We start from the raw sequence: 15,224 nt of genomic DNA on the forward strand, positions 1-15,224 counted from the left end.
TTGTCATGCGTGTCGCTCTTTTCGTCCCTTGCTACATGGATGCTTTCGAACCCGAGGTCGGCATCGCCACGCTCAGGCTTTTGCGACGTTTCGGCATCGATCCGGAATACCCGTTCGACCAGACCTGCTGCGGTCAGCCCATGGTCAATTCCGGCTGTCATGCCGAAGCGAAGGCAACCGAGGAACTGTTCGTGCGCAATTTCGCCGGCTACGATTATATCGTCGTGCCCTCAGGCAGTTGCACCCATCAGATACGATGTCATATGACCGCCGCGGAGCAGACCGAGGAAACGCGTCAGGTGCGCGAGCGGACCTATGACCTCGTGGAGTTCCTGCACGATATCCTCAAGGTCGATGCCCTCCCCTGGGCCGAGTTCCCGCACAAGGTGAGCTATCACAACAATTGCAATGCGCTTCGGGGGATCTTCCACGCCAGCATGTCGGAGCGCCGGGACACCGTGCATTATTCCAAACCGCTCGATCTGCTGCGGCTCGTCAAAGGCGTCGAACTCGTCGAAAAGGCTCGTCCGGACGAATGCTGCGGTTTCGGCGGCACCTTCAGCGTGTTCGAACCCGCGGTCTCGGTGAAGATGGGGCAGGACAAGGTCCGCGACCATACGGCGGCCGGCGCCGAATACGTGGTCTCGGCCGACAGTTCCTGCATGCTGCATCAGAAGGGCTGCGCCGGACGGCTCGGCCTGCCGCTGAAGTTCCGTCATATCGCTCAGGTGCTGAACGGAGACCCGGTATGAGCACGCCGATCGAATCCCGCCGCGGGAAGGATGGACTTCCGGCACTTCTTCACGAGGAACTGCACGCCAATGAGGATGATGGTGCAAGAGGGCCGGACGGCAGCCGGCTGAATCACGGAGAAGCCTCCTCCCGACCGCTGCGAGCGCCGCCGGAAATACAGCCGCGCGGCGCCAGACCGAGCCACCGGCATCCTGTCGACCATGACGAAGCAGCGCAGCGCTTCATCAACGCCGAGCGGCATGAGAAGATGCATGACGAGCGGCTGTGGGATCTACGCCAGAAGCGCGACAGGCAGATGAGTGCCATCCCGGAATGGGAGGAGCTTCGCGACCTCGCCTCTTCCATCAAGCAGCACACGCTTTCTCATCTCGGCGACTATCTTGAGCAATTCGAAGCCCAGGCGCTGGCCAATGGCGTCCATGTCCATTGGGCGCAGGATGGCGCCGAGCATAATCGCATCGTCCATGGCATTCTCTCCGATCACGGAGCCAAGCGGCTCATAAAGTCGAAATCGATGCTCACCGAGGAAACCGGGTTCCGGCACTATATGGCGGGGGTCGGCATCGAAGTGATCGAAACCGATCTGGGCGAGCGCATCCAGCAGCTCGACGACGAGGCGCCGAGCCATATCGTCGTGCCTGCCGTGCATAAGTTGCGGACCGATGTCGCCGACGTGTTTGCAAGAACATTGGGCACGGATGCCGGCAACGACGATGTCCATTACCTGGCAGAGCAACAGCGCGAGAAGACCCGGCCCCTCATCCTTGAAGCCGATGCGGGCATGACCGGTGCCAACTTCGCCGTCGCCGAAACCGGCAGCTTCGTGGTCTGCACCAACGAGGGAAATGCCGACCTGTCGTCAAACGTGCCGCCGCTCCATATCGCCTCGATCGGCATCGAAAAGCTGATCCCGCGCATTGCCGATCTCGGCGTCTTCATCCGGCTTCTTTCGCGCTCCGCCCTCGGATCGCCGATGACGCAGTACACGTCGCATTTCCGTGCCCCGCGCGTGGGCGGCGAGATGCATATCGTACTGGTCGACAACGGCCGCTCGGCGCGGCTCGCCGAGCCGGAATTCTGGCAAAGCCTGAAATGCATCCGCTGCGGCGCCTGCATGAACACCTGTCCGGTCTATCGCCGCTCGGGCGGGCTCTCCTATGGGGCCACCTATTCGGGGCCGATCGGCCTCATTCTCGACCCGACCTTCGATCGGAAGCGCTACTCGACACTTCCCTTCGCATCGACGCTGAATGGATCCTGCAGCAATGTCTGTCCGGTCAAGATCAATATTCACGAGCAGATCTTCGCCTGGCGCAAGGCGCTTTCCGAAAGCCACGATATCGGCTGGACCAAGCAGGCGCTGATGAAGGCGGCAGGTACGGTCCTGTCGCATCCGCAGCTCTATCGAACCGCGATTGCGACGGCCGACTCGGCGCTCCGGACGCTCCCCAACTTCGCACTCGCCAATCCGCTCAACAGCTGGACGGCACGCGGCCGTGATATGCCCGATGCGCCGAAGGAGACCTTCCACCAATGGTTCAAACGGACCGACGGCGGCAAGGAGGAGGGAGAATGAGTGCACGAGACGCCATCCTGACGGCGGTGCGTACGAACCGGCCGCAAGGCGACCACCCGCTTCCCGAACTGCCGCACTTTCCGCTTGCGGAGAGCGGCGATCTTGTCGCCGTCTTCCTGAAAAACCTCGAGGCGATGGGCGGCCTTAGCGACGGACGGACCGATATCGCCTCCGTTCTCGGCGACAAATTTCCCGGCGCGGCGGTCATCGCGTCGGCGGTTCCGGAATTTCTCGGCAACCGCGATCTCGCGAGCGTCGCTCACCCGCGCGATCTTGCCGATGTCGATGTCGCCATCGTTCGCGCGAGCTTCGGCATAGCCGAGACCGGCTCGGTGCTTTTGGCGGATGAGAAGCTCCTGTGCAACGCGGTCGCCTATCTCGCCCAACATCTTATCGTCCTGCTGTCGCCATCGGATATCGTCCCGACCGTTCAGGATGCCTACCTGCGGGAGGAATTCAGGCATCACCGCTATGCCAGTTTCCACACCGGACCTTCGGCAACTGCCGATATCGAAGGCGTTTTGATCCACGGTGCCCAGGGCGTGCGCTCGCTGACGGTCCTGCTGGTCTGAACAACATAGCTGTCATGCCGGCTTATGGCGCTCCCGTCTCTTCTCATCGCTGATGGGTAAACAAGGCGGCCGGCGGTATCGCAACGGCCGCGCCCTTGTTTGCGGAACCGAAAAGATCCGCTTGCAAAAGCACGCAATATTGATTAATCGATTAATCAATCCAATCCGAGCGCATCGTCTAATGAGCCAGACCCGCCCTTCTTCCATTCGCGAAATTGCAGACAAGCTGGGTGTGTCCACCGCAACCGTTTCCAATGCCCTGCGCGGCAAGGGGCGGGTGTCGTCGACCCTGGCCGCGCAGATTCGCCGGGAAGCGGATATGCTGGGCTATGTGCCGGATCATACGGCGCGCGCCCTGCGCACCGGCAAAAGCAATACCGTCGGGCTGCTGGTCCCGAACATCGGACAGCCGTTGTTTCCTGCCTTTGCCCAGGCCATCGAGCGCGCGGCCAAGCAGCGGGGCCTTGCGGTCCTGATCGGCGACAGCCAGAGCGATCCCCAACAGCAGGATTTCGAAATCCGAAACATGATCGCCCGCGGCGTCGATGCCCTGATCGTCATACCGACGCGCGGCACGACGATTGCGCCGGAGAGCGTTTCAGTCCCGGTTGCCGTCATCGACAGCGCCGTCACCGCCGGCAACATTGCAGCCAGCGACCATCGCGAGGGCGGGCGCATGATCGCGCGCCATCTGATCGAGCTTGGTCACGACAGGCTTCTTGTCCTCGCCGGCCCGGAGAATTCGCAGGTGGCGCGCGAGCGCGTCGAAGGCATGTGCGAGGTCTTCCGGCCGGCCGGGATCGAGCCGGCCTTGAAATATAGCGACGCAACCTTCGAAGCAGGCGGCATCCTCGGCCGCGAGCTCGATCTCCATCGCTTCACGGCCTGTGCAGCCGCCTACGACGCCCTCGCCGTCGGCTTTGCCATCGCTGCCCAAAACAGGGGTTTCAGCATACCGGCAGACATATCGCTCACCGGTTTCGACGATCTGATGTGGGCGCAAATCGTCTCGCCTCCTCTGACCACCGTCCGGCAGGATCTCGAATCGGTGGCAAACCATGCGCTCTCCTTCGTGGTCGGCGAATCCGACACCAGCAGAATTTTCCCGACAGACCTCGTTGTGAGGCAATCAACCGCGCGCCCATCGGCTCTCGCTAAGGGAGGCTTACATGCCGAATGAACCCCATGATCTCAACTCCTCCGAACTGCGCGATCGTGCCGTCCGGGCCGCGCGCGGCCTCGAACCGTTCGATGTGCTCATCGTCGGCGGAACGCTTGTCGATGTCGCGACCTCGGAGATGAGAGCGGCCGATATCGGCCTTGTCGGCCCCCTGATAGCCAGCGTGCATGCGCCGGCAGGCAGGACGGATGCCAGAGAGACGATCGATGCCACGGGGCGCTTCATCGCTCCCGGATTTATCGACACGCATATGCACGTCGAAAGCTCGATGGTGACGCCGAGACGGTATGCGGAAACCGCCGTCCCCCAGGGAACGACAACAGTCTGCTGGGATCCGCATGAAATCGGCAACGTCGCCGGCCTCGACGGCATTCGGTGGGCGCTGGAAGAAACCCGAAGCCTGCCGCTACGCTTTCTGACCCTGGCCCCCTCCTGCGTGCCTTCGGCGCCCGGCCTTGAACTCGCCGGCGCGGAATTCAGGGCTGGCGAGATGACGACCATGCTGAGCTGGCCGGAGATTGCCGGCGTTGCCGAAGTGATGAACATGCGCGGTGTGCTTGAGCGAAGCGAGCCGATGCGCGGCATCGTCGAGGCCGGACTTGCCAGCGGCAAGCGTGTCTGCGGCCACGCCCGCGGCCTTGAAGGCGAGGAATTGCAGGCTTTTGCCTCTGCCGGGATTCAATCGGATCACGAGATCACCTCAGGCGAAGACCTGCTCGCGAAATTACGGGCCGGCCTCACCGTCGAGCTTCGCGGCTCCCACGACTATGTCCTGCCCGGCGTGATCGAGGCGCTGAAGACACTGCCGCATCTGCCGCAAACACTGACGATCTGCACCGACGACGTCTTCCCCGACGACCTTGTGCGCGATGGAGCGATGTCGTCCGTTCTCCGGCGTCTTATCGGTTATGGCATGAACCCGGTCGACGCCATTCGGGCCGCCACGCTCAACGCCGCCATGTGGCTGAACCGCTACGATCTGGGGCTGATCGCGCCCGGCCGCCGCGCCGATATCGTCATCCTGTCCGATCTCGACAAAATCGTGGTCGACCGTGTCTATGCCTCGGGAGCCAAGGTTGCCAGAGACGGCAGTCTCATCGGAACCACCGATCGCGTCTCCACGGATGCGTACCGCGACACCGTAAAGCTTGGAAAGCTCTCTGCGGCCGACTTTAGCATCGAAATACCGGGCATGGCCAAGGCGCGCGTCAATACCGTCGTCAGCCCCCGCTTCACGAAATGGGGAGAAGCGACCGTCAAGGTCGAGGACGACAAGCTCGTCCTGCCCGACAGCATGCTTTTGATGGCGGTCATCCACCGCCATGGCAGAAAAGACCCCTCGCCGGTCATCGGCATCCTGGAAGACTGGGGCCATTGGCGCGGTGCCTTGGCGACGACGATATCGCATGACAGCCACAACCTGACCATCTTCGGCCGCGATCCGGAAGACATGGCCGCCGCAGCCAACGCCGTCATCGACGCAGGCGGCGGCATGGCGACAGCAGCCGACGGCAAGGTCACGGCGGTGCTGGCGCTACCCGTCTGCGGGTTGCTTTCGGATGCTCCGGCACACGAGGTCGCCGACGATTTCGCCAGGTTGCGCGCGGCGGCCGATGCGATCGCCGACTGGATGCCTCCGGTTCGCACGTTCAAGGCAGTCGTCGGAGCCAGCCTTGCATGCAATCCCGGCCCGCACGTCACCGATCTCGGACTGACCGACGGAACCACTCAGGAAATCAGACCGCTTCTGGCTGCAAGCCAAAACTAATGTCACTCGCCGCGCGGCAGCGTTTGCCGATTTAGGAGATAGATGCAATGGCCACAAATATGAATGTCGGGCAGCCGGGCGACGCGTCTGAAGCGCGGTGGAAGACCTATTTTCGCATGCGCGAACGCAATACCGATACGAAGACGGAGATCATTGCCGGCATCACCTCCTTCCTTGCGTCTGCATATCTTCTCGTCGTGATCCCGTCCCTGCTTTCGGCAGGAGGCATCGACCGCGCCGCCGCGACGACGGCAACCATTCTGGTCATCATCGGCGCAACCCTGTTCATGGCGCTCTATGCCAACATGCCCTTCGTGGTCGGCCCGGGCATCGGGGGATCGGTTCTGGTGGGTCCGACAATGGCGGCTGTGGAGCACATCCCCTGGCAGACCGGTCTCGCCATTTCCTTCTGGTCGAGCGTCATCTTCGTTCTATTGACGGTATTGGGCGTGCGACAGGTCATCGCCCGCATGGTTCCGGCGCAGATCAAGCTCGGCCTGGGGGCCGCTATCGGATTGTTCATAGCGCTTCTCGGCTTCAAGAATGCCGGCCTGGTCGACGTCAATGCCCGCAGCCACGCGCTCATGCTCGGTTCGATCAACTCCTCACAGGCAATCGTCGCCATTTTCGGCATTTTCCTGGCGGTGTTTCTGCGCGGCCGCAAGGTACCCGGACCGATCCTGTGGGCCATTCTCGGCAGCACGCTGCTCGGCATTCCGCTTGGAATTACCAAGGTGCCGGAGACGCTGTTCGGCGCACCGCACGGCATTGCGGAAACCGGTCTTCAGCTCGATTTCCTCGGCGCCCTGAAAATACAGTATTTCCCCTACCTCTTTGCCTTCTTCGCTTCGGAATTCTTCTCGACGCTCGGCACGACGCTTGCCGTCGGCGCGAAGGCCGGTCTGGTCGATGAAGAGGGTAACATGAAGGACCTGGGAAAGCCGTTCCTCGTCGACTCGATTGCCGCGACGATCAGCCCGCTGCTCGGCATCCCCTCCGCAACGGCCCTCGTCGAGTCCGCCACCGGCGCGGAAGCCGGTGGCCGTACCGGTTTCGCCTCGCTTGCGACCGCGGCCCTGTTTGCGCTCACCCTGCTCTTTACGCCGATCGCGCTGATGATCCCGGCCGCGGCGACCGCGCCGGCCCTGATCCTCGTCGGCATGTCGATGTTCAGTGCCTTGAAGCGGGTCGATCTGGAGAATTTCTCCGACGGTCTTTCCGCCTTGATGATGGTTCTGCTGACCCTGGTCTCCAACAGCTTCGGCACCGGCATTGCCGGAGGACTGCTGTTCTACGTCATCGTCAAGGTGCTGTCGGGGGAAGCAAAGCAGGTATCTATCGGCATGTACCTTCTTGCCATTCCGCTTGCCTACTATTTCTGGACCGTGGCTACTCACTGAGCCGTTGCGGGTCCAAAACCCTGCTCCGTCAGACAGACATCTCCGCCGATGCGAGATGAAGACACCGCGCCATAGTCATGCGGAGCCATCGCGTGGCCCGATCGAGATCGGGCCATGCATTGCATCGCTCAGACGTCGAGCCAACTCTCCGCAAAATCGCCGGATGCCACATCGACCGTCGTCACCAGTGCTTTCGCCGCAGCCGACCGCGCGATGACGGTCGGCAATGCGACAACGGCGATATTGGGCAGATCGTCGCCGACTATCGCCTGAATCTGCTTGAAATAACCGGCGCGCTTGGCGTCGTCCTGCTCGACGGCAGCGGCACGGAAGAGATTGTCGACATCCGGATTGTTGTAGTGGGCGGCATTCACGTAGGGCGCGATATTCTTGATACCGTCAGACCAGTAAAGCCGCTGGACGCCGGCCGTAGGGTCGAACAGCCGGCTGATGCCGTTGAGGTTGATGTCGAAGCCGCGCTCCGAGTAAACGCGTTTGATATAGGTCGCCAGATCCCCATCGAGAATCTCGACCTTGACGCCAAGCTTGCCGAACGAGGAGCGAAGAACCTCCGACGTTTTCTTGAAGGTCTCCCCGGGAATGAAGGCGAGGCGGAGGCTGAACCGCACGCCATCGTCACCCTTCTTGTGGCCCGCAGCATCGAGAAGCTGCCCCGCTTTCGCGAGATCGAACGGATACTGGAACGGCGCCTCGTCATTGTAGGCGGAGAATATCGCCGGAATGGTGGAGGCGGCGGGCTTGGCCGTTCCCAGAAAGACCGTCTCGATAATGAGATCGCGGTCGATGGCATGGGCCAGCGCGTGCCGCACCTCCTTCTTGGCGAGTATGGGATTTTCAAGATTGAATTCGAAGACCTGCGTATTGTTGAGATAGGCGTCGGTGAAAATGTCCACGGCAAGCTGCGGATTCTGCTTCAGCCGGTCGATGTCGTTCAGCGAGATGTCGGTCGACAGATGCGCTTCGCCTGTCTCGATCGCGATCGAAGCGGCGGCGGCATCGCCGACGAAGCGGGCCACCACGCCATCAAGATAAGGAAGGCCGGCCTGCCAGTAGTCGGGATTGCGCTTCAACGACACATGGCTTCCCCGCTTCCATTCCTCGAAAACGAAGGGACCTGTGCCGATCGGGTTCGTCCCGTTACGGCTGCTGGCGTAATCGTCCGTCGGATAGGTGTGTGCGGCGAGGATCGGCGTTTCCCCGCCGGTCAAAGCCCGCAGCAGGAAAGGTGTCGGTTTGGACAGGACGACGATTGCCGTATGAGCGTCCGGCGTTTCGACGTCGGCGACATTGGCAAAGGTTATCCGCCCGCGCGGACCGACACGCTTGAAGGCAAGCAGCGAGAAACGGACGTCGGCCGCGGTCAAATCCTGACCATCATGCCACTTGACGCCCTTGCGCAGGTTGAACGTGTAGCGGAGGCCATCCGGAGAGACCGACCAGGATTCGGCAAGGACCGGCTGCGGGTTGAAACTCTCGTCGAACCGCACCAGGCCCTCGAGGATCTTCGTGGAAATCGCCCGCGTCCGCGTGTTCGAATCCAGCAGCGGCACCAGCGTCGTCGGCTCGCCGACGGAAATGGATGTCAGTGTTCCGCCTTTCTTCGGCGTCGCCGTCTGGGCGAAGGTGGAACGTGTGGGCAGAACGGCACTTGCGGCAAGTGCGGTACCGAGCAAAAGCGCTTCGCGCCTGGAGAGATGCATCGCAATCCTCTTGTGTGTTTGAACCTACGGAATGGATCGGCTGGAAATCAGGCGGCCTTCAGCCGGCTTTCGACAAGGCGGGCAAACAGGGTCGCGCCGACGGGCAGGATAGCGTCATCCACGATAAAGCCGGGATTATGAGCCGGAACGGTGCCGGAATGGCCAAGCGTGAAGAAGGCACCGGGCGCGTGCAGCAGAAAATCGGCAAAATCTTCGCTGCCCATGGCCCGCTTCGAAAAGGTCGAAACCTGCGACGGCCCCAGAACATCCCGCCCGATCTCGGCGACGATATCGACATGCTCCGGATGGTTGGTCAAAACGGAGAAGATGTCCCTGAGATCGATCTCGGCCTGCAGCTCGTGCGCGGCCGCAATATTATGGGCAATCGTCCGGAGCCGGCCGCGAATGAGTTCCCTGATATCATCCGAGAAGGCGCGGATCGTGCCGCCGACCAATGCAGTCTCCGGGATGACATTATAGGCCGAACCGCTGGAAATCTTGGTGACCGAAAGAACGGCAGGTTCCGTCGGCGGCACGTTCCGGCTGACGATCGTCTGCAGAGCCTGGACGAATTCGGTAATCGCCGGGATCGGGTCGCGCGCGACGTCCGGGTGAGCGCCGTGCGCGCCTTTTCCACGGAAAGTCACGTCGAAGAAGTCAGCCCCGGCGAGCACGGTCCCGGGGGATACATGCAGATGGTTGGGAGGTAGATGGGTTGCGTTGTGAAGCCCGTAGATCTCATCGACGGGGAAACGCTCGAACAGACCGTCGGCAATCATGGCGCGGGCGCCGCCCAGCCCTTCCTCGGCCGGCTGGAAGATGAAGATGACGGTCCCGGCAAAATCCCGTGTTTCGGCAAGATACCGCGCAGTCCCGAGCAGAATGGTCGTATGAACATCGTGTCCGCAGCCATGGAACCGGCCGGGATAGACCGACGCATAGGGCAAGCCGGTTTCCTCCGGCATGGGCAAGGCGTCCATGTCGGCGCGCAGGCCGATCGAGCGGTTGCCCGGTTGACGGCCGACAAGGCGCCCGACGACGCCGGTCTTGCCGATGCCGCGATGCACTTCGATGCCCCAGGACTCGAGCTGTTCGGCAACGATCGCCGAGGTCCGCACCTCCTCAAACCCGATCTCCGGATGGGCATGCAGATCGTGGCGAAGAGCCACGAGCTCCGGAAAGTAACTTTCGATGCGATCAATGACGGCGGGCTGGGAAGCATCCGGTAGAATGGTCGTCTGGTGGGTCATGGAATTGTGTCCCTGGTTGATGTTTTCTGGCGCCGATACGCCCGCGGAACGCGTGCTGTTTCGTCGAGGCTGTTGCTGCGCGTTTACATGATCTGCCTCGGCCGCCAGCGCAGCAGGTAAGCCTCCAACGCATAGGCAAGACGGTTGAGAGTGAAGCCGACGAGGCCGAGGACAAGAACGCCGACCATGACCAGCGCCATGTCGAACCGCTCGCGTCCGGCAATGACGAGGCCGCCGACGCCGGGACCGACCGCCAGGAAATATTCCGCGCCGACCGTTGCAAGCCACGCATAGATCAAGCCCAGATGCACGCCGGTCGCGATCGACGGCATTGCCGCCGGTATGTAGATTCGCAATGCCTTCTGGCGTGCGTTGAACTTCAATGCCCTTGCGACCTCCAGAAGCTCGGCGGGAGCCTCGCGCATGCCGTCATAGGTGTTGAGAACGATGGGGATGAAGGCCGCGAGAGCGACAAAGACGATTTTCGCCTGCTCGCCAAAGCCGAACCAGACGGAAATCAGCGGTATCCAGGCAAGGAGGGATATCTGCTTCAGTCCGTTGAACGTCGGCATGATCAGCCGGTCGGCAATCCGCGACAGGGCGAGCAGGCTCGCAAAACCGATACCCAGTACGCATCCGATGAGAAAGCCGGCGATGTTTCGCATCAGGCTGAAGCCCAGTTCGCCGATGAGATCGTTGTCGATCAGCTCACGCTTGGCGGTGGCGGCGACATCTTCCAGAGGCGGCAGGAAGCGTGCATCGACCAGGCCGGTCCGGCTCGAGACCTCCCAGGCGATAAACAGGAGGATCGGCAAGGTAATGCCGCGCCGGAAACGGACGAAACGGCTCGCTCTCGCCATCGTCAACGCTCCTGCCGCTTCCAGCGCTGGATCAGCAATTCGGTGCGATCCAGCCCCTTGTCCATGATGAGGCCGACCAGCCCGATGGCGATCATCGCGACGATGACGGTATCCAGCCAGAACATCTGCCGACCCCAGACCAGCAGATAGCCAAGCCCTTCGGACGAGGCGAGCAATTCGACGCCGACAAGCGAGGTCCAGGAATGGGTGAGACCATAGCGGATGCCGGTGAATATCGAGGGAACGGCTCCCGGCAGCACGACCAGCCGCAGCATCTGCCAGCGACTGAAGCGCAGCGCCCTGCCGACCTCGATATATTTCGGGGAGACGCCGCGAATCCCGGTCAAGGTATTCATCGTCATCGGCACGATGGCACCCTTGGCGATGATGATGATCTTCAGCGTCTCTTCGATGCCGACCAGCAGCATCAAGAGCGGGATCCATCCGAGCGTCGGGATCTGCGCAAAGGCGAGAAACAGCGGCTTTACATAATCCTCGACCGTTTCGGAAAGCCCCATGGCGATCCCAAGAACAAGTCCCAATCCGGCACCGATCGTAAACCCGACGAGGACGCGACCCAGGCTGACCCCGGTATGATAGAGAAGCTCGCCGCTCAGGATCATGTCGCGGCCGGTCTGATAGACGTAGGCCGGCGCCGGCAGAATCTGTTCGGGCAGCCAGCCTCTGGCGGAGGCAATCCACCAGAGGCCGAGCAGGGCCAGAGGAAAGATCAGGCCCGTCGCAAGCAGGGCCAGACGCCGCGCCTTCGCAGGAGGAAGCCCCGTGCCGGCACGACCGGCGATCTCGACAATAGCGCTCACGCAGGCCTCCTTCGCTCGACCGCCCCCATTCAGGAAGCAGCCGGCTTTCCGTCGGCTCCATAGGGCTGCCAGAATTTGGTCAGGCCGAGCTTTTCCAGCGCCTTGTCGAGGTATTTCGACTCGAACCAGCCATTCAGATCGACGTCGCGGCGGATCAGGCCATATTCCTTGCTCTTGACCGCCTGCTCCTTGTACTGCGAGACCAGCAGATCATCGATCAGCGGCGAGTTGCGATAGGCCAGCGTATCGTTGCGGAAATACTCCTCGAGGATCGGAACGGGCGTTCCGGACTTGTGCCACAGCTCGAACAGCGCCGCACGGTTCGCTTCCTCCGACGACCATTGCGCCGCCTTGACGAAGGCATCCACGACGCGCTGCGTGATTTCGGGATGGGCGTCGATGAAGGCCTCGCGGGCGATGATCCCCGCGTTGCGGCCGAAACGCGGATCGTCACCCTTCGTCGTGTAGATGATGTCGGCGCTGTCCTTGGCGGCCAGATTGATCAGCTGCGTGTCGCCGAAGGCGGCGTCGATGTCCCGGCTGGTGAGCGCCGCGACCGTGCCGGCACTGTCAAGGTTGACCACCTGGATGTCCCGCTCGGTCAGCCCGTGCGCCTCCAGCACCTTGATGGCCGCCAGGTGACCGTTGGTGCCGCGCTGCAGCGCGATCTTGCGCCCCTTCAGGTCTTCGATCGTCTTGATGCCAGAGCCCTTGGCAACGGCGAGATAGAGCGGCTTGCGTGCACCGCTCGCCAGCAGAAATTTCGTCTTCAGGCCCGTTGCCCGGCCTATCAGCGCTGGAAGATCGCCCTGATAGGCGAAATCGAGCTGGTCATTGGCAAAGCCCTCGTTCACGGCCGGGCCGGCGCCCTTGAAGAAGGTCCATTCGATCTTGACGTTCGGATCGCCCGCAAATTCCTTTTCGAGAAATTCGCCTGCTCGTGCCGTTGCGGCGGACGTACCCTCGGAATAAGGGCGATTGTCGACGCCGATCGCCGCGTAGCCGACATGAATGACGAGTGAATCCTCAGCCCTGGCGGAAGCCGAAAACAGTGTCAGGGCGATGGCGGCTCCGGCGACCAGGCGCGAAATATCTGGCAGTTTCATCTGTTGCTCCGTTTTCTATTCTGCGGCGAGGACGGCTGGCCGGGTTTTAGCCGGGTGGCCTCCCCTGACGGGTGCCGGACGAGACTCCGGCGTGGTCTCATTGAGGCTTTCGAGCACGCGATTGCGGATTTCGACCAGCCGCGTAGAGGTTCGAGCGCGCGGGCGCGGCAACTCCACCGGGATGATGTCGCGGATGCGGCCCGGCCGCGGTGACATGACGACGACACGGTCACCGAGATAGACCGCCTCCTCGACATCATGCGTCACCAGAACCATGGTGATGCGTTCCTTCGCCCAGATCGTCTGCAATTCGTCCTGCAGCCTGGCCTTGGTGATGGCGTCCAGCGCGCCGAAGGGCTCGTCGAGGAAGAGAACGTTCGGTCGATTGACCAGACCCCTTGCGATGCCGGCGCGTTGCGCCATGCCCCCGGAAAGCTGGTGCGGATAGGCCCCGGCAAAACCGGAGAGCCCGACAAGTTCGAGATGGGATTCGACGAGCTTCCTTTTCTCGGCTTTCGGCAGGCCGGAGTTTTCCAGGCCGAGCGCGATGTTGCGGCCGACCGTCAGCCAGGGGAAAAGCCGCGGCTCCTGAAAAACGATGCCGCGTTCGAGACTGGGTTCGGTGACCGGCCGCCCGGCATGACCGACGAAACCCGACGTGGGGGTGTCGAGACCGGCACCCAGCCGCAGCAAGGTCGATTTCCCGCAGCCGCTGGAGCCGACGATGGTCACGAATTCGCCTTCGGCGATATCGAGGCTCACATCGTCGAGAGCGGTCAGGATCTCGCCGTTGACCTTGAACTGGCGGCTGACGTGGCTGATCTGCAGATGCAGGGAGCTGCCCATGGCTTGCTACTCCGCCGCGACAGGTCGTCGGGCCGGATGCTGCGGCACCTTCAATCCGAGATTTTCGCGAAGCGTCGTGCCCTCGTAATTGCTCCGGAAAAGGCCACGGCGACGCAACTCCGGCAGCACATGCTCGACAAAATCGTAGAGGCCGGTCGGCAGCTGCGGCGGCATGACATTGAAGCCATCGGCCGCGCCCGTCTTGAACCATTCCTCCATCCGATCGGCGATCTCGGTCGGGGTGCCGACGATCTGCCAGTGACCCCGCGCGCCGGCAATCCGCAGATAGAGCTGCCGGATCGACAGATTTTCGCGCCGCGCAAGCTCAAGCAGCAGTCTCTGCCGGCTCTTGCTGCCATTGGTTTCCGGCAGATCCGGAACGGGACCGTCGAGCGGATATTGCGACAGGTCGACGCCGCCCGACATGCCGCTCAGCATGGCGAGGCCGACCGCCGGATGGATGAGGTCCTGGATTTCGGCGAACTTTCGCTGTGCTTCCTCGCGCGTTCTGCCGACGACAGGGAAGATGCCGGGCATGATCTTGAGGTCGTCGTGATTTCGGCCGTATTTCTGAAGGCGACCCTTGAGATCCGCGTAGAAGGTCCGGGCGTCCTCGATGGTCTGGTGAGCCGTGAAGACGACCTCGGCGGTGCGGGCGGCAAGCTCCCTGCCCGGTTCGGAGGAACCCGCCTGCACCAGGACAGGGTGGCCTTGGGGCGCACGCGCCACATTCAACGGCCCGCGGACCTTGAAATGCTTTCCCTTGTGATTGAGGATGTGCTGCTTGTCCGGATCGTAGTAGACGCCGCTCCGCTTGTCGCGAGGGAAGGCGTCTTCCTCCCAGGTATCCCAGAGACCAAGCACCACATCGGCAAACTCTTCGGCGCGGTCATAGCGCTCGGCATGGGCATAATGCTCGTCCCTGCCGAAATTATGCGCCTCGTGATCGCTGGAGGAGGTCACGAGGTTCCATCCGGCCCGGCCGCCGCTGATATGATCGAGAGAGGCGAATTTACGGGCGATGTGATAGGGCTCGTTGAACGATGTCGAGGCGGTGGCGACGAAACCGATGCGCTTCGTCACTGCCGCCAGCGCCGACAGCAGTGTGATCGGCTCGAACTGCGCGACATACCGAAGGGCGGTGCGATGCAACGCCTCGGTATCCTCGCCGCGCGTGCCGACACCGTCGGCCATGAAGATCAGGTCGAACTTCGCAGCTTCGGCGATTTGCGCCAGCTCGACATAATGGGAAAAGTTGGAACCGGCATCGGCCTGCGTCAAAGGGTGCCGCCACGCGGCAATGTGATGGCCGGTAGGATAGAGGAAAGCCCCAAGCTTCAATTGCCGTCGTCTGCCCGTCATCGTCTTCTC

General features: G+C 62.1%; 13 protein-coding genes. 6 read left to right on the forward strand and 7 right to left on the reverse strand.

Annotated features, from left to right (window positions below):
* The first annotated feature begins 5 nt into the window (after positions 1 to 5).
* From GR212_RS22160 to GR212_RS22185, 6 genes are all read left to right on the forward strand, one after another.
* The gene (locus tag GR212_RS22160) at positions 6 to 752 is read left to right on the forward strand and encodes a (Fe-S)-binding protein (protein ID WP_163989456.1); all 747 of its coding nucleotides are present in this window, start codon (positions 6 to 8) and stop codon (positions 750 to 752) included.
* Complete coding sequence (locus GR212_RS22165) at positions 749 to 2,329, forward strand: lactate utilization protein B (RefSeq protein ID WP_163989458.1); 1,581 nt, start codon at positions 749 to 751, stop codon at positions 2,327 to 2,329. The genes GR212_RS22160 and GR212_RS22165 overlap by 4 nt, the downstream gene beginning before the upstream one ends.
* Positions 2,326 to 2,901, forward strand: coding sequence for a LutC/YkgG family protein (locus GR212_RS22170; protein ID WP_163989460.1), 576 nt, complete (start codon positions 2,326 to 2,328; stop codon positions 2,899 to 2,901). The genes GR212_RS22165 and GR212_RS22170 overlap by 4 nt, the downstream gene beginning before the upstream one ends.
* A 181-nt stretch (positions 2,902 to 3,082) precedes the next feature.
* The gene (locus GR212_RS22175; RefSeq protein ID WP_163989462.1) at positions 3,083 to 4,081 is read left to right on the forward strand and encodes a LacI family DNA-binding transcriptional regulator; all 999 of its coding nucleotides are present in this window, start codon (positions 3,083 to 3,085) and stop codon (positions 4,079 to 4,081) included.
* On the forward strand, positions 4,071 to 5,849 hold the full coding sequence (locus GR212_RS22180) for an adenine deaminase (protein ID WP_163989464.1): 1,779 nt from the start codon (positions 4,071 to 4,073) through the stop codon (positions 5,847 to 5,849). Before GR212_RS22175 ends, GR212_RS22180 begins: the two co-directional genes overlap by 11 nt.
* A 47-nt stretch (positions 5,850 to 5,896) precedes the next feature.
* Positions 5,897 to 7,249, forward strand: a complete 1,353-nt coding sequence (locus GR212_RS22185; protein ID WP_163989466.1) for an NCS2 family permease — start codon at positions 5,897 to 5,899, stop codon at positions 7,247 to 7,249.
* Positions 7,250 to 7,377: 128 nt separating this feature from the next.
* On the opposite strand, the gene GR212_RS22190 is transcribed toward GR212_RS22185, so the two are convergent.
* The 7 genes from GR212_RS22190 to GR212_RS22220 form a co-directional block, all read right to left on the reverse strand.
* On the reverse strand, positions 7,378 to 8,970 hold the full coding sequence (locus GR212_RS22190; protein ID WP_163989468.1) for an ABC transporter substrate-binding protein: 1,593 nt from the start codon (positions 8,968 to 8,970) through the stop codon (positions 7,378 to 7,380).
* Positions 8,971 to 9,017: 47 nt separating this feature from the next.
* Positions 9,018 to 10,220, reverse strand: a complete 1,203-nt coding sequence (locus tag GR212_RS22195) for a M20 aminoacylase family protein (protein ID WP_163989470.1) — start codon at positions 10,218 to 10,220, stop codon at positions 9,018 to 9,020.
* 83 nt (positions 10,221 to 10,303) lie between these two features.
* The gene (locus GR212_RS22200; protein ID WP_163989472.1) at positions 10,304 to 11,080 is read right to left on the reverse strand and encodes an ABC transporter permease; all 777 of its coding nucleotides are present in this window, start codon (positions 11,078 to 11,080) and stop codon (positions 10,304 to 10,306) included.
* 2 nt (positions 11,081 to 11,082) lie between these two features.
* Entirely contained in the window at positions 11,083 to 11,901 is an 819-nt protein-coding gene (locus GR212_RS22205) for an ABC transporter permease (protein ID WP_432444392.1), read from the reverse strand.
* A gap of 29 nt (positions 11,902 to 11,930) precedes the next feature.
* Positions 11,931 to 13,007 (reverse strand): ABC transporter substrate-binding protein, encoded by a 1,077-nt coding sequence (locus GR212_RS22210; RefSeq protein WP_163989474.1) that lies wholly within the window; start codon positions 13,005 to 13,007, stop codon positions 11,931 to 11,933.
* A gap of 15 nt (positions 13,008 to 13,022) precedes the next feature.
* Complete coding sequence (locus GR212_RS22215; RefSeq protein ID WP_163989476.1) at positions 13,023 to 13,853, reverse strand: ABC transporter ATP-binding protein; 831 nt, start codon at positions 13,851 to 13,853, stop codon at positions 13,023 to 13,025.
* Positions 13,854 to 13,859: 6 nt separating this feature from the next.
* Positions 13,860 to 15,215: an LLM class flavin-dependent oxidoreductase gene (locus tag GR212_RS22220; RefSeq protein WP_163989478.1), complete on the reverse strand. Its 1,356-nt coding sequence runs from the start codon at positions 15,213 to 15,215 to the stop codon at positions 13,860 to 13,862.
* Positions 15,216 to 15,224: the final 9 nt, after the last annotated feature.

This window comes from Martinezella lusitana (assembly GCF_010668395.1).
In the GTDB taxonomy this organism is placed as follows: domain Bacteria; phylum Pseudomonadota; class Alphaproteobacteria; order Rhizobiales; family Rhizobiaceae; genus Rhizobium; species Rhizobium lusitanum_A.

Excerpts from the sequence above, each read along its gene's own strand:
- GR212_RS22195 (WP_163989470.1), bottom strand. The coding sequence starts at position 10,220 with ATGACCCACCAGACGACCATTCTACCGGATGCTTCCCAGCCCGCCGTC.
- GR212_RS22160 (WP_163989456.1), top strand. The coding sequence starts at position 6 with ATGCGTGTCGCTCTTTTCGTCCCTTGCTACATGGATGCTTTCGAACCC.
- GR212_RS22175 (WP_163989462.1), top strand. The coding sequence starts at position 3,083 with ATGAGCCAGACCCGCCCTTCTTCCATTCGCGAAATTGCAGACAAGCTG.
- GR212_RS22220 (WP_163989478.1), bottom strand. The coding sequence starts at position 15,215 with ATGACGGGCAGACGACGGCAATTGAAGCTTGGGGCTTTCCTCTATCCT.
- GR212_RS22165 (WP_163989458.1), top strand. The coding sequence starts at position 749 with ATGAGCACGCCGATCGAATCCCGCCGCGGGAAGGATGGACTTCCGGCA.
- GR212_RS22190 (WP_163989468.1), bottom strand. The coding sequence starts at position 8,970 with ATGCATCTCTCCAGGCGCGAAGCGCTTTTGCTCGGTACCGCACTTGCC.
- GR212_RS22215 (WP_163989476.1), bottom strand. The coding sequence starts at position 13,853 with ATGGGCAGCTCCCTGCATCTGCAGATCAGCCACGTCAGCCGCCAGTTC.
- GR212_RS22200 (WP_163989472.1), bottom strand. The coding sequence starts at position 11,080 with ATGGCGAGAGCGAGCCGTTTCGTCCGTTTCCGGCGCGGCATTACCTTG.
- GR212_RS22210 (WP_163989474.1), bottom strand. The coding sequence starts at position 13,007 with ATGAAACTGCCAGATATTTCGCGCCTGGTCGCCGGAGCCGCCATCGCC.
- GR212_RS22170 (WP_163989460.1), top strand. The coding sequence starts at position 2,326 with ATGAGTGCACGAGACGCCATCCTGACGGCGGTGCGTACGAACCGGCCG.
- GR212_RS22180 (WP_163989464.1), top strand. The coding sequence starts at position 4,071 with ATGCCGAATGAACCCCATGATCTCAACTCCTCCGAACTGCGCGATCGT.
- GR212_RS22185 (WP_163989466.1), top strand. The coding sequence starts at position 5,897 with ATGGCCACAAATATGAATGTCGGGCAGCCGGGCGACGCGTCTGAAGCG.